The following is a 22,227-nucleotide window of genomic DNA, read 5'->3' as shown; positions in this document are numbered from 1 at the left end:
ATGCGCCATTTTCCGCAGGCTGAGAGCTGGTGGATCATACCGCCAGGTCCCCGAAATGCGATCACCGATGTCGAAGGCGTGACCGTCGGCCATGCGACCCTTCTCGAAGGGACGGCCAGAACGGGTGTCACCGCCATCCTGCCGCACGGCGGTGACCTGTTCCGCCTTCGCCCTCCCGCAGGCGCCGCCGTCCTCAACGGCTTCGGCAAGAGCCTCGGTCTCATCCAGGTCGCGGAGCTCGGCGAAATCGAAACGCCGATCCTGCTGACCAACACCTTCGGCGTTCATGCCTGCGCCTCCGCCCTGATCCGTAGGGCAATTACCGCCAATCCGGCGATCGGACGGCGTGACAGCACGGTCAATCCGCTGGTCTTCGAATGCAATGACGGGCAGATCAACGATATCCAGGCGATGGCGGTTGGCGAGGATCTCGCCACGGCGGCGATCGGACATGCCTCGACGGATGTTGCCCAGGGAACGATCGGCGCCGGAACGGGCATGAAGACGTTCGGTCTGGCGGGCGGCATCGGCAGCGCCTCCAGGCGCATCCGCCTTCCCGGCAAGAGCCAGTTCATGCTTGGGGCGCTGGTGCTCTCCAATTTCGGCCAGGCTTCCGAATTCCGCATTTTCGGCCAGAGGGTCGGCAAGCAGGTGCCGCCGCCGGCCGAGGAAAAGGACAAGGGGTCGATCATCGTCGTCTATGCGACGGACGCGCCGATGGAATCCCGACAGTTGACCCGGCTCGCGCGCCGGGCGAGCGCCGCCCTCGGGCGGCTCGGCAGCCACCTGGGGCACGGAAGCGGAGACATCGCACTTGCCTTCTCCACCGCCAACTGCCGTAACATGTCGTCGAAGCAAGACGTCGTTTCCGCCACGCGCCTGCCCGAGCAGCATATGAATATTTTCTTCCATGCCGCTGTCGAGGCGGCCGAAGAAGCCGTCCTCAACGCACTCTGGAATGCGGAGACAATCGAGGGCTATTCCGGCCGCAAGCTGCCGACCCTGCGTGACCAGCTGGAAGCAGGCGGCACGCCCTCACTGGCAAGCTGAACACGCCTGACAGGCGTCAGACCATCGCTCCGGCAATCAGCGCCATGGCCGCCAGGCAGCCGATGGCCTGACGATGGCTTTCCGCCGCGAAGGTGATTTCGCGAGGTCCGGTGCGGATGACGAAGGGCAGGAGACTGACGGCGTCCGTCTGCTGCTGATGATGGAACAGCACCTTCAGGGAAAGAGGCGGCGTGCAGGGCGTTTCGACAGGCGCTGTCTTTGCCTTGGAAACGGCATCCGCCACATCCTTTTCGATCAGCGCGCGGGATTCACCAGGTGACAGGCTGTCGGTGGCATTGGCGCCGATCGCGCGCTTGACCACGATGCATTTTGCCGACGGAAATTGTTCGCCGATCTCTCCTGCCAGCCGGTCGTCGCCGCTGATGGCGAGGAGCGGGACGCCGATCGAGGCGGCATGTCCTGCAAAAAGCGTCGGTTCACCGGTCAGCACGCCATTCATCTCGATGCGCCGGAAGGCGATGCCGCTGATCGTGTGGGACAAGGTGCCGTAGTTGTCGGCTGCGGCGTGATAGCCGATGAGGAGCGCGCCGTCGTATTCCTCCGTGATGCCCTCGATCATGGTCAGCGGACGCGGCTTTCCGGATATGAGCCGGGCGCGGGGATCCAGGTCCTCGGCGATGATGTTGCGCATCGGACCATGGGAATCGGCAACGGTTACGCTCGTTGCTCCGCCGGCAAATGCGCCACGAATGGCGGCATTGGCCTCCTCGGTCATCAGCCGGCGTGCCACCTCGTACTCCGGATTGCCCCGGCTTCCCTGAATTTTCTCGGCAACGCCGGCAATGCCCTCGATGTCGACGGAAATGAAGATCTTCATGAAATTGCCTCGCTGGGTGCACTGCGTTTCAGGCCGCTTTCGCATATTCGATCAAGCGGCCGGGAGATCGGGGATCGGCCGATCGGTGGGAAAGCGGCTGGCCGGGCATGTTCGGGGAAAATGGACTGCTGGATGAGGCCCGCAGCCACTGAGTCCCACCTTGGCGTTCTAGCAAGGCAACTTGACGCCGGCCAATTCCGATTTTGCACGGGCTATGCATCGCTTGCATGCGGAGGCAGGTAGCGCGCTCGACGGGCTTGATTTCCGCTACTGCTCCATCCGGTGCTGGCGGCGAGTGGTCACGGGTCTTTCGTCAGGCGCGCATGCGCAACGCCCGTTCCGTCCTGTCCGCGATCTGGGTGACGAGGTAGGCGATGACCATGTAGATCACCACGGCGACGAGGAAGGCTTCGAGGTAGTAGAAATTGAGGGCTGCGGTCAGCTGCGACTGGGCGAAGATGTCGACGACCTCGATCGCGAAGCCAAGTGACAGCGCCTTCATGATCACCATGAACGAGTTGGCGAGATCGGGAATAGCGGCGACGGTCACCTGCGGCAGGAGGATGCGGCGAAACATCTGCGTGCCCCGATAGCCCAGCGAATAGGCCGCATCGGCCTGCCCAGTGTCGAACGAGTTCAGCGCGCCCTTCACCACTTCGGCCTGGAAGGCCGCCACGCAGGCGGTGAGCGCCACGATCAGCGTGACCCAGTTCGGGGTCGTGTGGCCGTTGAAGTCGATGCCGAGCGCCCCCGCGAGGAAGTGCAGCGTTGCGGGCAGGCCGTAATAGGCGAGGAAGACCACGACGACCATCGGCACGCCCTTGAAGGCGATCTTGTAGGCGATGACGAGGTGCCTGAGGATCGGGATCCGGCGGTATTCGGCGAGCGCGAACAGGCTGCCGACAAGCGTCGACAGGACGAAGATTGCGACGGCCATGGCGAGCGTGCGCGGAACCGCGCTCATGATGCTCACGAAATCCGGCCAGAGGACACTGATGTCAAACATGGATCTTTTCCCTGATCAGACGCTGGGCATGGCGACGAGTTTCACCTGCGCGCCCTTGACCGTATATTTCGCGGAACGCTGCTCGAAAAAGCGCACGATGAGCCAGGTGATGAGGCAGAGGATGGAGTAGATCACCGCCAGGAGGAGATAGGTCTCGAACTGGTACTGGTTGTAGTCCCTCTCCATGACGAGATGGGCGGTCGCCATCACGTCCGCGGCGCCGATATACATGACCAGGGCGACGTTGTGGATCAGGTAGATGATCGAGTTGCCGTAGCCGGGCAGGGCGATGTGCACGGCCTGCGGCCCGACGATTCGGGTCACCTTCTGCCGGAAGGTGTAGCCAAGGCTGTCGGCGGCGTCATGCTGGCCGCGGTCGACGGCGAGATAGGCCGGCCGCATCACCTCCGAAAGGTAACCGCCGTGATAGAGGCTGAGCCCGACCATGGCGGCGACGTTTGCCGAGAAGAAATCCGCGACACCGACATGCGCGACCACCAGCGGCATGCCGTAGAAGGCGACGAACAGCTGCAAGACGACCGGCACGCTGCGGGCATAGGAGACATAGAGATCGGCGAACTGGCTCAGGACAGGGATCCTGCGAACCCTGAGGGTCGTCGCAAGGAGCGCCAGGCAGAAGCCGGCGGCCATCGCGACGAACATGATTGCCAGCGTCAGCGGCAGTGCCGAAAGCAATTCGGGAATCATCTCGGATAGATTCACGTTGAAACACTCCTTGGTGTGTCTTCAGCCTGCCGCTGACGATATTTCAGGAAATCCGGAGGCCGGATTACTTGATGTACTGGCTGATTTCTTCGCCGAACCACTTCTGGGACAGCTTGTCGATCGTGCCGTCTTCGCGCAGTTCGCCGAGCGCCGTGTTGATGTCCTCGGCCAGCTTCTCGTTTTCCGCCGACTTGTGGATCAGGATGTAGGTGTTGTTGATCACCACCGGCTCGGAGGCCTCGATGTCGAGCTTCTGGTTGTCGATCACCGTCTGCTCGCCGAGGTTGGACGGCAGGATGAGCGCGTCGTACTTGCCGTTCTGAACTTCCTTCAGGCGGTCCGGATACGGAATGCCGGCGCTCGAGGTCGAAACGTCGATCTTGTAGTCGGGATTGGCTTCCTGCCACTTGGTGACGAAGCGGTAGACGCCGCCGCCGGCGGTCACCGGCACGATCTTCTTGCCGACGAGATCCTTCATCTCCTTGATGCCGCTGTCCTTGCGGCTGTAGATCTTCATCATGCTCGCCCCTTCGGGGTTCTTCGGGATGAGGAACTGCTTGGCGCGGGCGTCGGACCAGTAGTAGCCGCCGGTCGCCATGTCGTACTTGCCGGTGACGAGGCCTGTTTCCTGGGCGATGTCGGCGGCACCTTCCATCTCGAACTTGTACTGCGGCAGCTTGGCGTTGATGGCCTTCAGGAGTTCGGGCTCATAGCCCTGCGGCTCCTCGCCGAGCGCGCCCCAGGAGAGCGGCTTGGATTCCGCCGCCGTGGCGATCTTGATGGTGCGGACGTCTTCCGCGCCGGCGGGACCGGAGAGCGTCAGCGCCATGAGGACGCCGCCGGCCAGAGCGAAGCCGAACTGCCGGCGGGTAATCGAATGGATGATGGACATGTCTAAGTTCCCTTCTTATTGAAACGAGTATTCAGACTGCAGGAATTGCGCGAGGCGAGGCGTGGAGGGTTCGTCGAAGATGGCGTCCGGACTGCCGTCGGCTGCGACGACACCGCCGTCCATGAAGACGATCCGGTTGGAAATGCTTCGCGCAAATTTCATCTCGTGGGTGACGAGAAGTGACGTCATGCCCGACGACGCGACATCGCGGATCACCTTGAGGACTTCGCCGACCAGTTCGGGGTCGAGCGAGGATGTGGGCTCGTCGAAGAGCATCACGTCTGGCTTGACGGCGAGAGCACGGGCGATGCCGGTGCGCTGAAGCTGGCCACCCGAAAGCTGGGAGGGATAGTGGTTGAGCTTGTCCGAAAGCCCGACGCGATCCAGCTCCTGCAGCGCGATCGCGCGCGCTTCCTCTTTGGATTTGCGCTGCACCACGACAAGCGGGTCCATGACGTTTTCGATGACCGTCATGTTCTTGAACACGTTGAACTGCTGGAACACCATCGCCGTGCGCAGCCGGATCGCCCGGATGGCGGCCTTGTCGGCGCGTTCGTAATCCATGTGGATCTGGTCGAAGGTGATCGTGCCCGATGCCGGCTTGGCGAGATAGTTGATGCATTTGAGCAGCGTCGTCTTGCCGGTCCCGCTGGGACCGATGATCGAGACGACGTCACCGCGCTTTACCGACAGGTCGACACCGTTCAGGATCCGGGAGCTTCCGTAGGACAGCTTCAGGTCTTTGATTTCGAGCATTTCTGGTTGGTGTCCCCTTGTTTCGTGGCGATGGAGATCGTGTCCGGCGTGGCGATATGGTTGCCGTCACCGCTATTTTTCGCTGTCGGCGTAGCCGAGCACATGCATCAGCCGGTTGGCCCAGCCGAAGATCGAGATGGCGTGGATGAGGTCGATGATCTCGACGTCGTTCATGCCGACGGCCCGAAGTGCCGCGATGTCCTCCGCCGTCGCCTCGGAAGGCGCCGCCGACAGACGGTTGGCAAAGGCGTGGATCGCCGCGTCGCGGGGACCGAGATCCTCCGGCCGGTTGAGATAGAGGGCGGTGACCACGTCGTCGTTCTTCGTCAGCTCGGCATGCCGGCGGGCATGCACGACGGCGCAATACTTGCAGCCGTTGACCATTGACGCGCCAAGCGCACCAAGCTCGCGATCGGCCCGGGCAAGGCCACCATCGACATACATGATGGCGTTGAAGAGCACGGTGCGGGCCACGTAGCTTTCCGGATCATGCGCCAACGTCAGCACATAGTCCGACACCTTCTTGGCGGACGGCGTGACCTTCATGGCATCCAGCTGCTCGGGCGTTGCTTCGCTGAGCACGACCGGTTCGATATAGGGATGCCAGTTCAAGGGCTTCAAACGGACGGAAGACATTATGCCGACCTCAGCAGTCTGAGACCCGCAGCAACCCGGGTCTGAAAGTTGACGAAGGCGATCAGTTCGGAGAGCGCGACGATCTGGGGATTGCTGAGCCCTGCCGCTTCGAGCTTCTCGATGTCGCCCCTTGCCGCCTTGCTCGGCGTCATGGTGACGAGATCGACGTGGCGGGCGATCGTTGCCAGAGGCTCGTCGAGATCGGTTTCACCATGGGCCAGCGCCAGATGTCCCGGCGAGGTCTCAAGAGACGCGAGTTCCGCGTCATAGCCGTCCATCAGCACCTGGTCGGCGTTGAACGCGGCCATGCGGCGGGCGAGTGCCAGGCGAAGAACGGGCGGCAGGCCCTGGTCGGTCTTCGGGGCCAGCACCGAAAGACGGCAGAGCTCCGCGCCCTCGACGAATTCGGGGCGGAACCGCCGCGCTTCGAAAACGGCGTCGTCCGGCGTAAGCCCGGCGGCCTTGTCCATGGCATCGATCACAATGCGGTCTCCTTCTGCAAGAGAGGGGTTGAATCTGTCCATTCGTCGCCAATGAGCTCGGGGACGTCATAGGCGACGAGATTGGCGTAATGGGTTTCGACATCTTCGGCGAAGAGCGATGCGGCGATGCCACGAACAAGACGGTCGGCACCTGCGCTGACGGCGGGAATGTCGCCGGAGACCTTACCGTGGGTGAGCATGGCCGCGTCGTTGAAGCAGTGAATGTGCCTCAGCTCTGGGCACTCGCCCGGCACCTTTTCCTGGAATTCGAAAACAGGCCCGAGATCCGGTGCCTCGATCAGCGACTCGCGCGGCGGCCCCATGTCCGGCTTGTATCTGCCGTCGGACCATTTGCGGATATGCGGTGCGATCGCGGCGAATTCCGGCCGGCCATCGAAATTGTTGGTAAAGCCGGTGGCGGCAATCAGGTAATCGTAGCGCAGCGGTCCCTGCGTGGTCTCGATCAGCAGTTCGCCATCCTGCTCGGCTACGGAGACGATGCCGCAATCGAGAAGGAAGCGCGCATTCTCGTGCCGTGAGACGCGTTGTGTCGAGGATCGCGGCGGCGGCGTCTGCGTCGCGGCAGAATAGTCGAAGAACTTCCACTTCCAGTGATCGGGAAGCGGCAGCATCCCGTGCACCATGCCCTGGCTGCCGACGCCGGTCATCTTGTTGATGCGCGGCATTTCCTTGCGCCGGATCAAAAGATCGACGGCCCCCGCGCCAGCCTCGAGTGCCGTCGCCGCATTGTCCATGGACGAGGCGCCGGCACCGATTACGGCAATCCGCTTGCCCTTCAACGCCTCGAAATCGACGTCGTCGGCCGAATGCGCCCACAAGGCACGGTCGATGCCCTTGAGGAAATCCGGGACCGCGAAGCCGCCGAGGCCGGAGCGGCCGGTGGCAAGCACCAGACGGCGGGTATGGACCCGCCCCGTTTCCGCGCCTTCAAGATCGATCGCGATCAGGTCGCCTTCGAAGGAAATGCCGGTCATCTTCACGCCGTTGCGCACGGGCAGGTTCAGGACGTTTCGATACCAGACCAGGTAATCCATCCACTGGACCCGCGGGATCTTGTCGAGCGCCTGCCATGCCTCGGTTCCCCATTGTGCGGTAAACCAGGCGCGAAATGTAAGCTGCGGCAGACCAAGGGCCGGGCCGGTCAGCGACTTCGGCGAGCGCAGTGTCTCCATGCGGGCGAATGTGACCCACGGGCCTTCAAGGCCTTCCGGCGCGGCGTCATAGGCGACGACATTGGTGATGCCGGTCAGCATAAGCTTCGCGGTTGCCGCCAGCCCGCACATGCCGGCGCCGATGACGACGACATCGCGCACGCGCTCGCCTCCCGTATAGTGTTCCGGCACCCAGGACTTTGCGGGCATCTCGAGATAGTCGAGGTCTCGTGCCAGCTGCGCCTCAAGGGCAGCAAGGCCTTCCGCGTTTGGCGTTGTCGTTGTGTCGGTCATGCTTCATTTCCGTGGTTTGTGCCCGAGGTGGGGCCTGTCACCAATTGGCCGGCAAGGGCCGGGTCGAGCTTTCTGAAGCCGGCAATCGATCGTGCGGCGACAGCTTCCACCGCGTCGATCAGTGCTTCCGCCAGCGGGCGTAGCGGCCGCCTTTCGCCAGCGATCACACCCCAATAGAACGGAACCGTCACGTCGATCGGCCGGATGACTACGCCCGGCAGGCTGAGGCCATAGGCCGTGACCGGCTCGATGACCGCGACAACTCCGGTCTCGCGGACCAGCTGCAGGGCACCGTAGGAAATATTGGTGCGGATAACCGGTCCGGTCTCGATGCCCTGGGATGCCAGCGCGCGCGCCACATGCAGCTGGAAGCGCAAGGGATTGAGCATGGTGGCGAGCCGGCGCCCGGCCAGTGCCGAGAGCGGGACCACGTCGAGACTTGCGAGCGGATCGTCTTCGCGCAGCGCAATGACGTCCGGTGCCGAATAAAGCCGCAGGACATCGAGCCCCGGCGTGTCGAGCGGCAGGCTTGAAAAGCCGATCTCGGCCCGCCCGCTGCGCACTTCCTGAGCGACCACCGGCGGCAGGAACTGACCCAGATGCGTCTCATGTGGCAAGGTCGCGTTCTTGAGTTCGGCGAGCGCCGTCGGGATGAGGGCGGTTCCGATCGCCGACGTCGTGGCAATCTGCAGGATGCGCCCCTTGCCGGCTGCGATCGTTTTGGCCCGGGCCGCGAGTTCGGTGAACGACATCAGCAGGCGCCGGGCTTCCTCCTCGAACGCGACGCCTTCCTCGGAGAGTTGCACCCGTCGACCCACGCGGTGGAGCAGTTCGAAACCGAGTTCGGCCTCCAGATCCTGGATGGTGCGCGTGACCGACGGCTGCGAACGGCCGAGCGCTTCGGCCGCCTTGGTAATGCTGCCGCTGTCAGCCACGGCCAGAAAGGTCTGAAGATCACGCGTTTCCATGGGGCCTTGATGCAGATTTTGTATAAATCAAATCATGTCATCCAATTTTAGCATATGTCAATACGACGCGTTCAATCCCTGGGCAGATTCTATCTCTGCCTATTTACTGGGCTTGAAGGCGGCTGGCCGGACGGATTGTGGCAACCGGCATCGGCGATGCTGCGGAGCGCCAGGATGCCTTGGCGGCGACCTAGTGCGTCGTCATTTTTCTGCCGAGGCGTACATGCCGTTGGTGCGGAATTCGGTCGGGCTGATGCCGTAGGTCTTGCGGAAGACCTTCGAGAAATAATTGTTCTCAGGCATGCCGCACAGCGCGGCGATTTCCTTTACGCTCATCTCGCGATTGGCGGTCAGCAACCGCGCCGCCCGGCGCATGCGTCGCTGCTGGACATATTCGGCCGGCGGCAGGCCCGTCATGGATGCGAAGCTGCGTGAGAAATGGGCGCGGCTGAGCCCGGCGACGGAGGCCAGCACGTCGACGCTGAGATCGGCGCTGAGATGGGCGGCGATGTGCTCTATCGTGCGGGTGATCGAGTTCTGCTCCTTCAGCACCCGGTCCGACGGTCCGAACACGTCGTCGTGCAGATGCATTGCGGCCTCATAGGCGATCGCCGAGGCCGCGCCCGGCGTTTCGGCCTCTCCCTTCAGAAGCCGCAGCGTGCAATTGGCCAGGCGGTCGATGGTCTTCGTCTTCAGTTTCAGGACCGGGCCGTGCGCGTTGAGCACGGTTTCGTGGATGCGCAGGGCGTCGATGCCGTTCATCGAGATCCAGAAATATTCCCAGCGATCACCTTTTTCGAGCCAATAGCGGTGATTGTGCGGGATGATCACAAGCAGCGTTTCACCCGCATGAATCTTTATGTCGCGGTTCTCGTAGCGCAGGGAGCCGCGGCCGCTGATTGTATGCTGAAGGACGGTGAAGGGGGTGTTGCCACGCAACCTTCCGTCCCAGGAATAGTTAGTGTTTTCACGCACTTCATAACCGGCGCTGGTCGGCATGGTGTGAAGATTGACGCGCGACCGGACGACGGAAAGGCTGCGCATGCCTTCGCCGTGAGAGATTAATTCCTGCAGCACAATTTTACCCTCAATAGCATAATGCTCCTCTTTTCATCTCATCAAATCTTGGCATATTCAACGGCGAAGAACGAGGAGTTGCCGACAATCTGGCCTTTGAGAACCGCGTGCCGGACATCCGGGGCGGACTGGATAGGCTTTGTTTTGTAGGGCATGGAGGATGGAGAGTCACATGAGTTTCAAGATTGCGATCATCGGCGCCGGCAGCGTCGAATTCACGCGCAAGCTTTTTTCGGACATCCTGTCCGTGCCGGAATTTCAGGACGTCGAATTCGCCCTCACCGACATATCGGAGCATAATCTCTCCCTCATCGAAAAAGTCCTGAACACGATCAAGGAGGCGAATGGCCTGAAGGTGCGCATCAGCGCGACGACGGACCGCCGCAAGGCGATCGAGGGCGCGCGCTACATCGTGTCCTGTGTGCGCGTCGGTGGCCTTGAGGCCTATGCGGACGACATCCGCATTCCGCTGAAATACGGCATTGACCAGTGCGTCGGCGATACCATCTGCGCCGGTGGCATCATGTACGGCCAGCGCAACATTCCGGTGATCCTCGATTTCTGCAAGGACATCCGCGAAGTCGCCGAGCCGGGCGCCCGCTTCCTGAACTACGCAAACCCGATGGTCATGAACACCTGGGCGGCGATCGAATACGGCAAGGTCGACACGATCGGTCTTTGCCACGGCGTGCAGCACGGCGGCGAGCAGATCGCCGAGGTGCTCGGCGTCAGCCACGATGACCTCGATTTCATCTGCTCGGGCATCAACCACCAGACCTGGTTCGTCGACGTCCGCGTCAAGGGCCGCAAGATCGGCAAGGACGAACTTGTCGCCGCTTTCGAGCGTCATCCGGTGATCAGCCAGCAGGAAAAGGTCCGCATCGACGTCCTGAAGCGTTTCGGCGTCTATTCGACCGAAAGCAATGGCCACCTCTCGGAATACCTGCCCTGGTACCGCAAGCGCCCGGACGAGATCGCCAAGTGGATCGACATGTCCGACTGGATTCACGGCGAGACCGGCGGCTACCTGCGCTACACGACGGAAAACCGCAACTGGTTCGAAACCGAGTTCCCGAGCGTTCTCGAAACCGCCCGACGTCCGTTTGGCGAATACGAGCGCTCCAACGAGCATGCGAGCTACATTCTCGAGGCGCTGGAAACCGGCCGGGTCTATCGCGGTCACTTCAACCAGAAGAACAAGGGCGTCATCACCAATCTGCCGGCCGATGCGATCATCGAATCGCCCGGCTTTGTCGACCGCTTCGGCATCAACATGGCCGCCGGCATCACGCTGCCGGAAGCCGCTGCCGCCACCTGCATGGCCTCGATCAATGTCCAGCGCATGTCGGTTCACGCCGCCGTCACCGGCGATGTCGATCTCCTGAAGCAGGCCGTTCTGCACGACCCGCTGGTCGGCGCGATCTGCACGCCGGAAGAGGTCTGGCAGATGGTCGATGAGATGCTCGTCGCCCAGGCCCGCTGGCTGCCGCAGTTTGCCGACGCCGTACCAGCGGCAAAGGAGCGGCTGTCGAAGGCGACCGTTAAGACACGCGACTGGCAGGGCTCGGCCCGCCGCGAGGTTCGCTCGATCGAGGAGCTTCGCGCCGCAAAGCTGGAGCGCAAGGCCGGCTAGGCTGCAAAGGGATGGGCGGTTGGAGGAATCGCCCGGGCCTTCCGTCGAGGATGGAAGCGCCGAACACTTGGCGACGGTCAAACCGTCATCGTCAAACAGGGGAGTGAAAATGAATAGCCGATATCTCAAGCTGACTGCGGCGCTGCTCATGGGCACAGCCGCCCTTACCGTCCAGGTCCGGGCCTCCGATCTGCAGCCCGTGCCGGCGCCGCCGGACTTTCCGGCGCAGACCAAGGTCCAGTATGTGGGCATCAAGGACATACTCGAATTCAAGGCGCTGCCGGAATATCACGAGCCGGCCTGGGTCACGAAGGATTTCGTCGACACCGGCAAGCTGCCGCCGGTCAAGGATCGTCTGCCGAAGGAGCCGATGGTCTACAAGGCCGGCAACATGCCCGACGGCATCGGCGCCTATGGCGGCACGCTTCGCCATGTCATCGGCGGTCGGCCCGAAGGCTGGAACTACAGCGCCGGCCAGAACCAGGGCTGGGGCGGCATCGATATCGGCATGTATGAGTGCCTGACGCGCACCGGTCCGCTGTTTCAGGTCAAGGCCGACGAACTGGAGCCGCTGCCGAACCTCGCCAAGAGCTGGGACTGGTCGGCCGACGGCCACAAGCTGACCATGCACCTGATCGAGGGCGCCAAGTGGTCGGATGGCGTCGACTTCACCTCCGACGACGTGATGTTCTACTGGAACGACAACGTTCTCGATCCGAACGTCTATCCGCTGAACGGCGCGACGCAGGAAACCTTCGGCCAGGGCACGACGCTGAAGGCGATCGACAAGTACACGATCGAGTGGACGTTCAAGGACGCCTTCCCGAAGCAGTTCCTCTACAACATGGCTTACGGCACCTTCTGCCCGGGCCCTGCGCATGTTCTTCAGCCGCAGCATCCGAAATATTCGAAGAACACATACGAGCAGTACAAGAACGCCTTCCCGCCGGATTACATGAATTTCCCGGTCATGGGCGCGTGGGTCCCGGTCGAGTACCGTCCGGACGACATCATCGTGCTGCGCCGCAACCCCTACTACTGGAAGGTTGACGAGAAGGGCAATCAGCTGCCTTACCTCGACGAGGTCCACTACAAGCTGTCGACCTGGGCCGACCGTGACGTGCAGGCCGTTGCCGGTTCCGCCGATCTCTCGAACCTTGAGCAGCCGGAGAACTTCGTCTCGTCGCTGAAGCGCGCGGCCCAGCCGGATGCGCCGGCCCGCCTCGCCTTCGGTCCGCGCCTCATCGGCTACAATCTGATGATGAACTTCTCGGGCAATGGCTGGGGTGATCCGGACGAGCGTGAGCAGGCCATCCGCGAGCTGAACCGCAATGAGCATTTCCGCAAGGCCGTCACCATGGCGATGGACCGCAAGAAGCTCGGCGAGGCGCTGGTGAAGGGTCCCTTCGTCGCGACCTATCCCGGCGGCATTCTCTCCGGCTCGAACTTCTACGACCGCGAATCGACCATGTACTATCCGTTCGATCTCGAAGGTGCCAAGAAGGAGCTGGCGGAAGCCGGCCTGAAGGACACCGACGGCAACGGCATCGTCAACTTCCCGGCCGGAACCGCAGGCGGCAAGGATGTCGAAGTCTCGCTTCTGGTCAACAACACCTACGGCACGGACAAGAACCTCGCCGAAGGCGTGATCGGCCAGATGGAAAAGCTCGGCCTGCGGGTCGTCCTAAACTCCCAGGACGGCAAGAACCGCGACCAGGCCAACTACGGCGGCAAATTCGACTGGATGGTGCTGCGCACCAATGCCGAACTGGCCTCCGTCGTGCAGAACACGCCGCAGCTTGCGCCGACCGGCCCGCGTACCAGCTGGTTCCACCGTGCCAACGGCAAGGACGAGCTTGACCTGATGCCGTTCGAAAAGCAGCTGGTCGACATCGTCAACAAGTTCATCGCCTCCAGCGATCCGGAGGAGAAGGCGACGTTGATGAAGGAATACCAGAAGGTCTACACGACCAACGTCAACACCGTTGGCCTGGTCGAGTATCCCGGCGCCCTGATCATCAACAAGCGTTTCGCCAACATTCCGAACGGAGCGCCGATCTTCATGTTCAACTGGGCTGAAGGAGCCATCATGCGCGAGCGGCTCTATGTGCCCACCGACAAGCAGGGCGGCTACGAACTGCACAAGGACTCGCTCCCCGGCAAGCCCGGCGGCGCAGGTCCGATCACCGAGTAACCACCTCCCAGCGCCGCATCCCTTCCTGCTTCGGCGGGGAGGGGTGCGGATTGTGCAACCAGGGCGACACGATCCTTGACCATGGACAGCACCCTTCTTGCAGGAGCGCATGAATGATCCGATTTCTTATCCTCCGCATCCTGTCGGCGATACCGGTCCTCTTTGTCCTGAGCGTCGTGACGTTTGCGATCATTCAGGCTCCGCCCGGCGACTACAGCGATTACATCCGTTCGCAGCTCATCAATCTCGGCGGCGCTTCATTCGAGCAGGCCGACGCCCAGGCCAAGGCCTATGCGGTCGAACACGGGCTCGACAAGCCGATGGCGGTCCAGTACCTCAACTGGATCAAGGGCATCGTCACCGAAGGCGATTTCGGCACCAGCCTCTATTACAACAAGCCGGTGGCGGACGTCGTCGCCGAGCGCCTGCCGCGCACGCTGCTTCTGGCGCTCACCTGCCACATCTTCGCGTCGATCCTTGGTATCAGTTTCGGCATCCTGGCCGCCACGCGCCAGTACAGCTGGGTCGACACGCTTCTGTCCGGTGTCGCCTTCCTCGGCATGACCGTGCCGCGCTTCCTGATGGCGCTGATCATGGTCTATGTCCTGGTGTTCCATTTTAACGTCAGCGAGATCGGCAGCTTCTTCTCGCCCCGCTACGGCGGCGCTCCCTGGTCATGGGGAAAATTCGTCGATCTCGTCAGCCATATCTGGCCGGTGGTCGCGATCGCCACGCTCGGCGGCCTCGCTTACAACATGCGCGTCATGCGCGGCAATCTGCTCGACACGCTGAATGCGCAGTATGTCGAGACGGCGCGGGCCAAGGGCCTCCGGGAAAGCACGGTCATCATGCGCCATGCCGTTCCCAATGCCCTGCATCCGCTCGTCATGTATCAGGGCGTCGTTCTGCCCTACATGCTGACCGGCGAAATCGAGGTCGCGATCATCTTCGCCCTTCCGACCGTCGGTCCGGCGATCGTCGGCTCCATGTATGTCGGTGACGTCTATGTCACGGCGACCTTCATGCTCGTTCTCTCGGCCACGCTGATCGTCGGCAACATCATCGCCGACATGCTTCTCGCCGCCCTTGATCCGCGCGTCAGACTGGGAGGCGCACGCTGATGCTGACACCCGCTGAATCCACCATCGACAACGACGTCCCGCAGGAGGCCGGTCGCAGCGAGAGCTACGCGGCACTCGTCTGGCGCCGCCTGAGGCATTCCGTGACCGGCATGCTCGGCCTTATCCTCGTGGCACTGCTGCTGTTCATGGCCGTCTTCGCCGGCTTCCTGTCGCCGGTCGATCCGAAGTTGACCGACAGTGCCTACATGCCGCCGGAATCGATCGCGATCCACGACAAGGACGGTAATCTCGTCTCGCCGCGCGTTTATCCGATCGTCGACGGCGACGAACTCGATCCCGTGACCTTCCAGCCGATCAGCGGCCCGGACTACGACAATCCGCGCATGCTCGGATTCTTCGTCTCCGGCTTCGAATACCGGTTCCTGGGCATCATCCCGATGAAGACCCATCTCCTGGGTTCCGTCGGCGGCAAGCCGATCCATATTCTCGGCACCGACAAGTTCGGCCGTGACGTGCTGTCGCGCGCCATATACGGGTCGCGCATCTCGCTGATGATCGCGCTGACGGTGGTCTTCGTGGTTACTGTGGTCGGCACGACGATCGGCATGATCTCCGGCTATTTCGGCGGCGCCGTCGATGCCTGGATCCAGCGTTTCGTCGAACTGGTGCTCGCCTTCCCGCAACTGCCGCTCTATCTGGCGCTCACCTCGCTCATTCCGGTCACCGCGCCGACCAACGTCTTCCTCGCCTTCGTCATTGTCGTCATGTCGGCGCTCGGCTGGGCGCAGATGTCGCGCGAGGTGCGGGGCAAGACGCTGGCGCTCGCCCGCATCGAATATGTGAAGGCGGCGATGGCGATCGGTGCGACCGACCGGCGCATCATCTTCCAGCACATCTTCCCGAACGTCATGAGCCACGTGATCGTCGCCGTGACGCTTGCCATCCCGACGGTCGTGCTCTTGGAATCCTTCCTCGGCTTCCTCGGCTTTGCGGTGAAACCGCCGCTCATTTCCTGGGGCCTGATGCTGCAGGATACCGCCAATTATTCGGTCATCGGCTCCTATCCCTGGATCCTGACGCCGGTCGGCTTCGTCCTCGTCACCGTCTTCGCGTTCAACGCGCTCGGCGATGGCCTGCGCGACGCGATCGACCCCTATTGAGCCGGAAGGAGGACGAGCAATGACCGAAGATCTGATCCCGGCGGTACGTTTGGACGCGGACGAGAAAGGCGACAAGCCGATCATCGACGTGCGCAATGCGGGCGTTACCTTCAAGACCGAACACGGTTCGGTGGAAGCCGTGCGCGACATCTCGCTGCAGCTCTATCGCGGAGAAACAGTGGCCGTCGTCGGCGAATCCGGCTCCGGAAAGTCCGTGACGGCGCGCATGATCATGGGCTTGCTCACCAAGCGCGCGACGGTCAACCCGAACGCGACCGTGCTTCTTGACGGCCAGAACATCCTGAAGTTTTCGAGCGAGAAGCGGCGGGCGCTACGTGGCGGCCGCATCGCGATGATCTTTCAGGAGCCCATGAGTTCGCTGAACCCGATCTACACCATCGGCAGCCAGATCGCCGAGGCGATCCGCGCGCACCAGAAGATGAGCAAGTCCGCCGCGCGCAAGCGGGCCGTCGAGCTGCTCGCCGAAGTGCAGATCCCGCAGCCGGAACTGCGGGTCGACCAATACCCGCACCAGCTCTCCGGCGGCCAGCGCCAGCGCGTCATGATCGCCATGGCGCTCGCCAACAATCCCGACGTGCTGATCGCCGACGAGCCAACGACGGCGCTCGACGTCACCGTGCAGGCACAGATCCTCAACCTGCTGCGCGATCTGCAGAAGAAGCATGGCATGGCGGTCATCCTGATCACCCATGACCTGACCGTGGTGCGGAAATTCTCCGACTATGTCTATGTCATGCAGAAGGGTGAGTTGAAGGAGCACAACAGGACGGGGACGCTGTTCGAAAATCCGCGCCATGCCTATACCCGCCATCTGCTCGGCTCCGAGCCGACCGGCAAGGCGAAGCCGCTTCCGGCGGACCAGCCGATCATCCTCGAAGGCCGCGACGTCAAGGTTGCCTTCACGCTGAGGGGCGGCGGCATCTTCAAGCCCACCACGCATGACCTGATTGCCGTCAACGGCCTGTCACTGACGCTGCGCCGTCACGAGACGCTTGGGCTGGTCGGTGAATCCGGCTCCGGCAAGACCACCTTCGGCCAGGCGCTGACCCGGCTGATCGAGAATGACGGCGGCGAGATCTTCTTCGACGGCAAGCCGATCCATGGGTGCAACCGCGACCAGATGCGGCCGCTGCGCTCGCGTATGCAGATCGTCTTCCAGGATCCCTTCTCCTCGCTTAACCCGCGCATGACCATCGGCCAGATCATCGGCGAAGGCCTGGTGGTCAACAATATCGGCACGGGCCGCAAGGAGCGGCTGGACCGGGTCCGCGAGGCGCTCGTCGCCTCTGGTCTGCCGGACAACATCACCAGCCGGTTCCCGCATGAATTCTCCGGCGGCCAGCGCCAGCGCATCGCGATCGCGCGTGCCATCGCGCTGGAGCCGGAATTCGTTCTCCTCGATGAACCAACCTCCGCACTCGACCTGTCGGTGCAAGCGCAGATCATCGAGCTTTTGAGAAAACTTCAGGACGAAAGAGGCTTGAGCTACCTCTTCATTTCCCACGACCTGAAGGTCGTCCGGGCGCTTTGCCACAGGGTCATCGTCATGCAGCATGGCAGGATCATGGAGGAAGGCCCGGTCGATGAAGTTCTGACCAATCCGAAAACCGAATACACAGAAAAACTCGTCAGGGCAGCCTTCGAGGTTGCGGCCTGATCCCGTGGAGATCCGTATGTCAAGACAACCAAAGATCACGTTCATCGGCGCCGGCTCGACAGTGTTCATGAAGAACATCATCGGCGACCTCCTGCATCGCCCGGCCCTGTCCGGCGCGACGATCGCGCTGATGGACATCAACCCGCAGCGACTGGCCGAAAGCGAGATCGTCGCCAGCAAGCTGGCGAAGACGCTCAACACCCAGGCGAAGGTCGAGACCTATTCCGACCAGCGCAAGGCGCTTGAGGGCGCCGATTTCGTTGTCGTCGCCTTCCAGATCGGCGGCTACGAGCCCTGCACCGTCACCGATTTCGAGGTGCCGAAGAAATACGGCCTGCGCCAGACGATCGCCGATACGCTCGGCGTCGGCGGCATCATGCGCGGCCTGCGCACGGTCCCGCATCTCTGGAAGATCTGCGAGGACATGCTGGCCGTCTGCCCCGAGGCCATCATGCTGCAATATGTGAACCCGATGGCGATCAACACCTGGGCCATCGCCGAGAAATACCCGACGATCAAGCAGGTCGGTCTCTGCCATTCTGTCCAGGGCACGGCCTACGAACTCGCCCGCGATCTCGACATTCCGCTTGACGAGATCCGCTACCGCGCCGCCGGCATCAACCACATGGCCTTCTATCTGAAGTTCGAGCACCGCCAGCCGGACGGCAGCTACAAGAACCTCTATCCGGACCTCCTGAAGGGCTATCGTGAAGGCCGCTTCCCGAAGCCCAGCCACTGGAACCCGCGCTGCCCCAACAAGGTGCGCTACGAGATGCTGACCCGCCTCGGCTATTTCGTCACCGAAAGCTCGGAGCATTTCGCCGAATACACGCCCTACTTCATCAAGGAGGGCCGCGAGGACCTGATCGAGAAGTTCGGCATTCCGCTCGACGAATATCCGAAGCGTTGCATCGAGCAGATCGAGCGCTGGAAGTCGCAGGCGCAGGAATACAAGGATGCCGACACGATCGATGTGAAGCCGAGCCATGAATATGCCTCGTCGATCATCAATTCGGTCTGGACCGGCGAGCCCTCGGTGATCTACGGCAATGTCCGCAACAATGGCTGCATCACCTCGCTGCCGGCAAATTGCGCCGCCGAAGTGCCCTGCCTGGTGGACGCGAGCGGCATCCAGCCGACCTATATCGGTGCCCTGCCGCCGCAGCTGACCGCGCTGATCCGCACCAACATCAACGTCCAGGAACTCACCGTCCAGGCACTGATGACGGAAAACCGCGAGCACATCTACCATGCCGCGATGATGGACCCGCACACCGCAGCGGAGCTCGATCTCGACCAGATCTGGTCGCTGACGGACGATCTCCTCAAGGCGCATGGCGAATGGCTCCCCGCCTGGGCCCGTGGCTGAATGAAGCAAGGGAGGAGCCCCGCAAGGCTCCTCCTTTTTTTTCAGCGCAATGGCGGACAAATTGTAAGTTAATACTAACTAATGCAGTTTCAGGCGGCGAACGCGCCGCACCCGGTGCTGTCCGCCTGATTGCGGTGCAGAAACAGCACCGACAGGCCAAGTCGATCGGCGAGTGCTCGTCCATCCTTTTCGCCAAGTACCATCATCGCCGTCGCCCAGGCATCCGCGCTCATGCAGTCGCGGGCGATCACGGTGACCGAGGCCGGAGCGCTGATGAGCGGCATGCCGCGGCGGGGATCCATCGTGTGCGATAGTCGGCGTCCGCCAAGCTCCACCCAGTGGCGATAGTCGCCCGACGTGGCGATGCCGGCGTTGTCCAGTTCGACGATGGAATGCGGTGCCCGCTGGCCGAGGTCGGGTCTCTCCACCGCGACGGTCCAGGGTGAGCCGTCCGGCTGCGTGCCGCGACCGACGAGTTCGCCGTCGATGGCAAACAGGCCCGCCTTGATCCCATGCCGGGCCGCCACCGCCGCGAGCCGGTCGACGCCATAGCCCTTCGCGATGCCGTTGAGGTCGAAGCGCATCGCTGCGTGCTTGCGCGCCTTTCCATTGCGGATGTCCAGTTCCAGCGCCTGATGTGCCGGGTATCGCTTCGCGATGCGGGCAGTTCGGATAGCCGTCTCGTTGGCCGTATCCGGACCGAATCCCCAGGCGGTCACCGCATCGCCCATGCCAATGTCGAAGGCGCCGCCGGAGGCCTGGCCGATCGCAAGTCCGGCGGCCAGCACCTCGATGATCTCTTGCGGCATGTTCAACCATTCGCCTGTCGGTGCCGCATTGAGCCGGTTGATGTCGCTCTCCGGTTTCCAGGTGGACATCTGCCGATCGACCGCGCTCACGGCATCCGCCATTTCCCGCTCCACCTCGCTGGCGTCGAAGTGGTGCGGCATGTGGAAGAGCGCAGACCAGCGTGTTCCCATGGTCGGGCCGTTCAGTGCATGCCGGGTGAAATCAGTAAACGTCTTCGCCATAACGGCCCTCCGCCTTCAATGTCACGAGGCTTACCCCGTGCGGGGTCAGGATGTCCGCGAGAGCCGCGGCAACGCCGGCCGCCATGTCGCGACCACCGCAGACGAGAACCTGTCCGCCGGCCGCGATCAGCTTGCCAATCTTTACGCCGTCCTTGCGGATGATGTCCTGCACATAAGCCGGGCTCGCCGTCCGCGAAAAGGCGGTGGAAACGCCCGTCAGTCGGCCGTCCTTCTGCCAGTCGGTCAGCTCTTCCTCATAGAGCGCATCGCTCTTCGGGTGCCTCGTGCCGAAATAGAGGAACATCGGCTTGCGGGCATGATTGGCGCGGGCAAAGCCCGCGAGCGGCCCGATGCCGGTGCCGGCGCCGATCAGGATGACCGGCTTGCGGTTGGCCGCCGGGCGGAAGCCCGGATTGGGCCGCACGAAGGCCGAAACCGTGTCGCCGGGTTCCAGCGCGGTCAATTGCCCGGAACAGAGGCCGCCCGGCTGCTTGCGCACGCAGATTTCGAGGAAGCCGTCTCGGGAGCTGGAAGCCAGCGAATAGAAGCGCGGGACCTCCGAGCCTTCCGGCACGATGCCGACGAGATCGCCCGCCTCGAAGATTGGAACGGCGTTGCCCGTCAGCCGCTGCCAGAGCGAAACCTTCGGCAGGTCGAAACGCAGGATCGCCGTCGTAGCCTGCACGCTGGCGCCATAGTCGCGGCGGGATGCAAGCTGAAGCTCCCAGGTCTTCGGCACCTCCGGCTGGTGATTGAGCTCGAAGTCGAGATCGAGCGCCTCTGCCAGCTGTCTGCCCCAGCGCGCGAAATCCTGCGGCGATTGTCGGTCGACGGTGTCACAGGGGATGAGCGTCGGCCAGCCGTTCTCCTTGGCAACCTCGGCAATGTCTCTGGCGAAGCCGCAGAAGTGATAGAAGCTCCGGTCGCCGAAGCCGAGAACGGCAAGCGGCAGGTGCTGCGCGGCAGGCGTTGCCCGGAAGCGGTCGAGAAATCCCTTTGCGGATGTCGGTGCTTCGCCGTCTCCGTAAGTGGCAGCAAACAGGATAAGACGCTCCGCCTTGTGCCAGCGGGCCGGGTTGAAGTCCGACATGGAACCGACATGCACCTGCCGGCCCTCCCGGGTGAGCGTGGCCCTCAGGGTTTCCGCAAAGCCCCAGGTGGAGCCGCCTTCGCTGCCGACGAGAATGATCGTGTCGGCGTGGCTTGCCGCGACGGACTTTGGCCGGCGCTTGCCACGCCCCCGTAGCCAGACGGCGATCCCGGTCCAGCTCAGCAAGGGAACGGACAATGCCGAGAGGCCGAGAAGCAGTCCGAGCGAGGCGAGGCCGCGTCCGGTGTGCAGCATCATGACGAACGCACTTGCCCGATCGACGAAGCTCGCATTCTGCCAGCCGAGCAAGGTGCCGTTGCCCTGGTCGATATAGCCTTCGCCCGCATCGGTCGTCAGCGTGTAGACGTCGGTGGCATCCCCATTGGCAGGGAAGCTCAGCGACACAAGCGTTTCGACGGGCGTTTGCTGGAGTCGTTCGATGGTACCGACCGGCATGCCGGTCTTGCCGCTGACGTCAGTAGGGAAGGGCGCTCCGTCCGCGCCTTCCGGCAGGAGGCCGAAGGTCGCGGACGACATCCACAGCGCTGTCAGCGAAGAGAGAAAGAGGCCGGGGAGCGCGGCGCGGGAGACGATCGCATGGAGCCGTCCGTTGCCGCGACCTCTGGCGGGCTTCAGGATATGTCGCCACCCGCCGGAGCGGCGAGCGAGAATCAAGAGGCCGGACATCGTCAGCGCAAGCATGGCGACCGCGCCGACCGCCATCGCGATGCGCCCGTAGTCGCCGAGGAACAGCGAACGGTGCAGATTGGTCAGCCAGCGCTCGACGGGTGACTGGTCGGCGTTGCCGACCGGCTGGCCGGTTGACGGATCGATGACCGACGAGACCGGCTGGTCGCCGTGGAAATAATAGGCGGTGATCCGGCCCGAGGGCGCGCGCTTGATCTGCTCGACCGATGGTTCCGCTGACCGCACCCTTGCGGCCAGTTCCGCCACGCTGATCTGTTGCGCGGCAGGTGTGGTGACCGCCTCGAAGGCGGGGAAGACCGACAGGGCCGCACCGCTCATCGCGATGACGACGAGCAGCACGGCGGCGATCAGCCCGAACCAGCGGTGGAGCGACCGGATCATGGCA

General features: G+C 62.8%; 19 protein-coding genes. 7 read left to right on the top strand and 12 right to left on the bottom strand.

Going from position 1 to position 22,227, the window contains the following annotated elements; genetic code table 11:
* Positions 1-1,050, top strand: coding sequence for a DmpA family aminopeptidase (locus ACU5AY_RS17125; RefSeq protein WP_446827104.1), 1,050 nt, complete (start codon positions 1-3; stop codon positions 1,048-1,050).
* A gap of 16 nt (positions 1,051-1,066) precedes the next feature.
* Here the strand turns inward: ACU5AY_RS17125 and ACU5AY_RS17120 are convergent, their stop codons facing one another.
* The 10 genes from ACU5AY_RS17120 to ACU5AY_RS17075 form a co-directional block, all read right to left on the bottom strand.
* Complete coding sequence (locus tag ACU5AY_RS17120) at positions 1,067-1,888, bottom strand: M55 family metallopeptidase (RefSeq protein ID WP_446827103.1); 822 nt, start codon at positions 1,886-1,888, stop codon at positions 1,067-1,069.
* Positions 1,889-2,201: 313 nt separating this feature from the next.
* The gene (locus ACU5AY_RS17115) at positions 2,202-2,894 is read right to left on the bottom strand and encodes an amino acid ABC transporter permease (RefSeq protein WP_446827102.1); all 693 of its coding nucleotides are present in this window, start codon (positions 2,892-2,894) and stop codon (positions 2,202-2,204) included.
* Between the two features lie 15 nt (positions 2,895-2,909).
* A complete protein-coding gene (locus ACU5AY_RS17110) occupies positions 2,910-3,617 on the bottom strand; it encodes an amino acid ABC transporter permease (RefSeq protein WP_446827101.1) in 708 nt (235 codons plus the stop codon).
* 67 nt (positions 3,618-3,684) lie between these two features.
* Complete coding sequence (locus tag ACU5AY_RS17105) at positions 3,685-4,512, bottom strand: transporter substrate-binding domain-containing protein (protein WP_446827100.1); 828 nt, start codon at positions 4,510-4,512, stop codon at positions 3,685-3,687.
* Positions 4,513-4,527: 15 nt separating this feature from the next.
* On the bottom strand, positions 4,528-5,268 hold the full coding sequence (locus ACU5AY_RS17100; protein WP_446825871.1) for an amino acid ABC transporter ATP-binding protein: 741 nt from the start codon (positions 5,266-5,268) through the stop codon (positions 4,528-4,530).
* Positions 5,269-5,340: 72 nt separating this feature from the next.
* Positions 5,341-5,904 carry a peroxidase-related enzyme gene (locus tag ACU5AY_RS17095; RefSeq protein WP_446827099.1) on the bottom strand — a complete coding sequence of 188 codons (564 nt, stop codon included), beginning with the start codon at positions 5,902-5,904 and terminating at the stop codon, positions 5,341-5,343.
* Positions 5,904-6,386: a CMD domain-containing protein gene (locus ACU5AY_RS17090; RefSeq protein ID WP_446827098.1), complete on the bottom strand. Its 483-nt coding sequence runs from the start codon at positions 6,384-6,386 to the stop codon at positions 5,904-5,906. The genes ACU5AY_RS17095 and ACU5AY_RS17090 overlap by 1 nt, the downstream gene beginning before the upstream one ends.
* Entirely contained in the window at positions 6,383-7,852 is a 1,470-nt protein-coding gene (locus tag ACU5AY_RS17085) for an NAD(P)-binding domain-containing protein (RefSeq protein ID WP_446827097.1), read from the bottom strand. Before ACU5AY_RS17085 ends, ACU5AY_RS17090 begins: the two co-directional genes overlap by 4 nt.
* Positions 7,849-8,820: a LysR family transcriptional regulator gene (locus tag ACU5AY_RS17080; RefSeq protein WP_446825867.1), complete on the bottom strand. Its 972-nt coding sequence runs from the start codon at positions 8,818-8,820 to the stop codon at positions 7,849-7,851. The genes ACU5AY_RS17085 and ACU5AY_RS17080 overlap by 4 nt, the downstream gene beginning before the upstream one ends.
* Positions 8,821-9,021: 201 nt before the next feature.
* Positions 9,022-9,864: a helix-turn-helix domain-containing protein gene (locus ACU5AY_RS17075; RefSeq protein ID WP_446825866.1), complete on the bottom strand. Its 843-nt coding sequence runs from the start codon at positions 9,862-9,864 to the stop codon at positions 9,022-9,024.
* 205 nt (positions 9,865-10,069) lie between these two features.
* Between ACU5AY_RS17075 and melA (ACU5AY_RS17070) the strand changes: the two genes are divergently transcribed.
* From melA (ACU5AY_RS17070) to melA (ACU5AY_RS17045), 6 genes are all read left to right on the top strand, one after another.
* Complete coding sequence (melA, locus tag ACU5AY_RS17070; protein ID WP_446827096.1) at positions 10,070-11,530, top strand: alpha-galactosidase; 1,461 nt, start codon at positions 10,070-10,072, stop codon at positions 11,528-11,530.
* A 148-nt stretch (positions 11,531-11,678) separates the two neighbouring features.
* Complete coding sequence (locus tag ACU5AY_RS17065; protein ID WP_446829048.1) at positions 11,679-13,724, top strand: ABC transporter substrate-binding protein; 2,046 nt, start codon at positions 11,679-11,681, stop codon at positions 13,722-13,724.
* A 113-nt stretch (positions 13,725-13,837) separates the two neighbouring features.
* Complete coding sequence (locus tag ACU5AY_RS17060) at positions 13,838-14,845, top strand: ABC transporter permease (protein ID WP_446825864.1); 1,008 nt, start codon at positions 13,838-13,840, stop codon at positions 14,843-14,845.
* Positions 14,845-15,966 carry an ABC transporter permease gene (locus ACU5AY_RS17055; protein WP_446827095.1) on the top strand — a complete coding sequence of 374 codons (1,122 nt, stop codon included), beginning with the start codon at positions 14,845-14,847 and terminating at the stop codon, positions 15,964-15,966. Before ACU5AY_RS17060 ends, ACU5AY_RS17055 begins: the two co-directional genes overlap by 1 nt.
* A 19-nt stretch (positions 15,967-15,985) precedes the next feature.
* Positions 15,986-17,644 carry an ABC transporter ATP-binding protein gene (locus tag ACU5AY_RS17050; RefSeq protein ID WP_446827094.1) on the top strand — a complete coding sequence of 553 codons (1,659 nt, stop codon included), beginning with the start codon at positions 15,986-15,988 and terminating at the stop codon, positions 17,642-17,644.
* 16 nt (positions 17,645-17,660) lie between these two features.
* On the top strand, positions 17,661-19,013 hold the full coding sequence (melA, locus tag ACU5AY_RS17045; protein WP_446825861.1) for an alpha-galactosidase: 1,353 nt from the start codon (positions 17,661-17,663) through the stop codon (positions 19,011-19,013).
* Between the two features lie 89 nt (positions 19,014-19,102).
* Here melA (ACU5AY_RS17045) and ACU5AY_RS17040 read toward each other — a convergent pair whose 3' ends face one another.
* Positions 19,103-20,044, bottom strand: a complete 942-nt coding sequence (locus ACU5AY_RS17040; protein WP_446827093.1) for an FAD:protein FMN transferase — start codon at positions 20,042-20,044, stop codon at positions 19,103-19,105.
* Positions 20,025-22,223, bottom strand: a complete 2,199-nt coding sequence (locus ACU5AY_RS17035; RefSeq protein WP_446827092.1) for a PepSY domain-containing protein — start codon at positions 22,221-22,223, stop codon at positions 20,025-20,027. The genes ACU5AY_RS17040 and ACU5AY_RS17035 overlap by 20 nt, the downstream gene beginning before the upstream one ends.
* Between the last annotated feature and the right edge of the window lie 4 nt (positions 22,224-22,227).

It is taken from the genome of Rhizobium sp. PAMB 3174, from assembly GCF_052908375.1.
This window is presented reverse-complemented; position numbering and strand designations above follow the sequence as displayed.

Excerpts from the sequence above, each read along its gene's own strand:
- ACU5AY_RS17125 (WP_446827104.1), top strand. The coding sequence starts at position 1 with ATGCGCCATTTTCCGCAGGCTGAGAGCTGGTGGATCATACCGCCAGGT.
- ACU5AY_RS17120 (WP_446827103.1), bottom strand. The coding sequence starts at position 1,888 with ATGAAGATCTTCATTTCCGTCGACATCGAGGGCATTGCCGGCGTTGCC.
- ACU5AY_RS17115 (WP_446827102.1), bottom strand. The coding sequence starts at position 2,894 with ATGTTTGACATCAGTGTCCTCTGGCCGGATTTCGTGAGCATCATGAGC.
- ACU5AY_RS17105 (WP_446827100.1), bottom strand. The coding sequence starts at position 4,512 with ATGTCCATCATCCATTCGATTACCCGCCGGCAGTTCGGCTTCGCTCTG.
- ACU5AY_RS17100 (WP_446825871.1), bottom strand. The coding sequence starts at position 5,268 with ATGCTCGAAATCAAAGACCTGAAGCTGTCCTACGGAAGCTCCCGGATC.
- ACU5AY_RS17095 (WP_446827099.1), bottom strand. The coding sequence starts at position 5,904 with ATGTCTTCCGTCCGTTTGAAGCCCTTGAACTGGCATCCCTATATCGAA.
- ACU5AY_RS17085 (WP_446827097.1), bottom strand. The coding sequence starts at position 7,852 with ATGACCGACACAACGACAACGCCAAACGCGGAAGGCCTTGCTGCCCTT.
- ACU5AY_RS17080 (WP_446825867.1), bottom strand. The coding sequence starts at position 8,820 with ATGGAAACGCGTGATCTTCAGACCTTTCTGGCCGTGGCTGACAGCGGC.
- ACU5AY_RS17075 (WP_446825866.1), bottom strand. The coding sequence starts at position 9,864 with ATGCGCAGCCTTTCCGTCGTCCGGTCGCGCGTCAATCTTCACACCATG.
- melA (WP_446827096.1), top strand. The coding sequence starts at position 10,070 with ATGAGTTTCAAGATTGCGATCATCGGCGCCGGCAGCGTCGAATTCACG.
- ACU5AY_RS17065 (WP_446829048.1), top strand. The coding sequence starts at position 11,679 with ATGGGCACAGCCGCCCTTACCGTCCAGGTCCGGGCCTCCGATCTGCAG.
- ACU5AY_RS17060 (WP_446825864.1), top strand. The coding sequence starts at position 13,838 with ATGATCCGATTTCTTATCCTCCGCATCCTGTCGGCGATACCGGTCCTC.
- ACU5AY_RS17055 (WP_446827095.1), top strand. The coding sequence starts at position 14,845 with ATGCTGACACCCGCTGAATCCACCATCGACAACGACGTCCCGCAGGAG.
- ACU5AY_RS17050 (WP_446827094.1), top strand. The coding sequence starts at position 15,986 with ATGACCGAAGATCTGATCCCGGCGGTACGTTTGGACGCGGACGAGAAA.
- melA (WP_446825861.1), top strand. The coding sequence starts at position 17,661 with ATGTCAAGACAACCAAAGATCACGTTCATCGGCGCCGGCTCGACAGTG.
- ACU5AY_RS17040 (WP_446827093.1), bottom strand. The coding sequence starts at position 20,044 with ATGGCGAAGACGTTTACTGATTTCACCCGGCATGCACTGAACGGCCCG.
- ACU5AY_RS17035 (WP_446827092.1), bottom strand. The coding sequence starts at position 22,223 with ATGATCCGGTCGCTCCACCGCTGGTTCGGGCTGATCGCCGCCGTGCTG.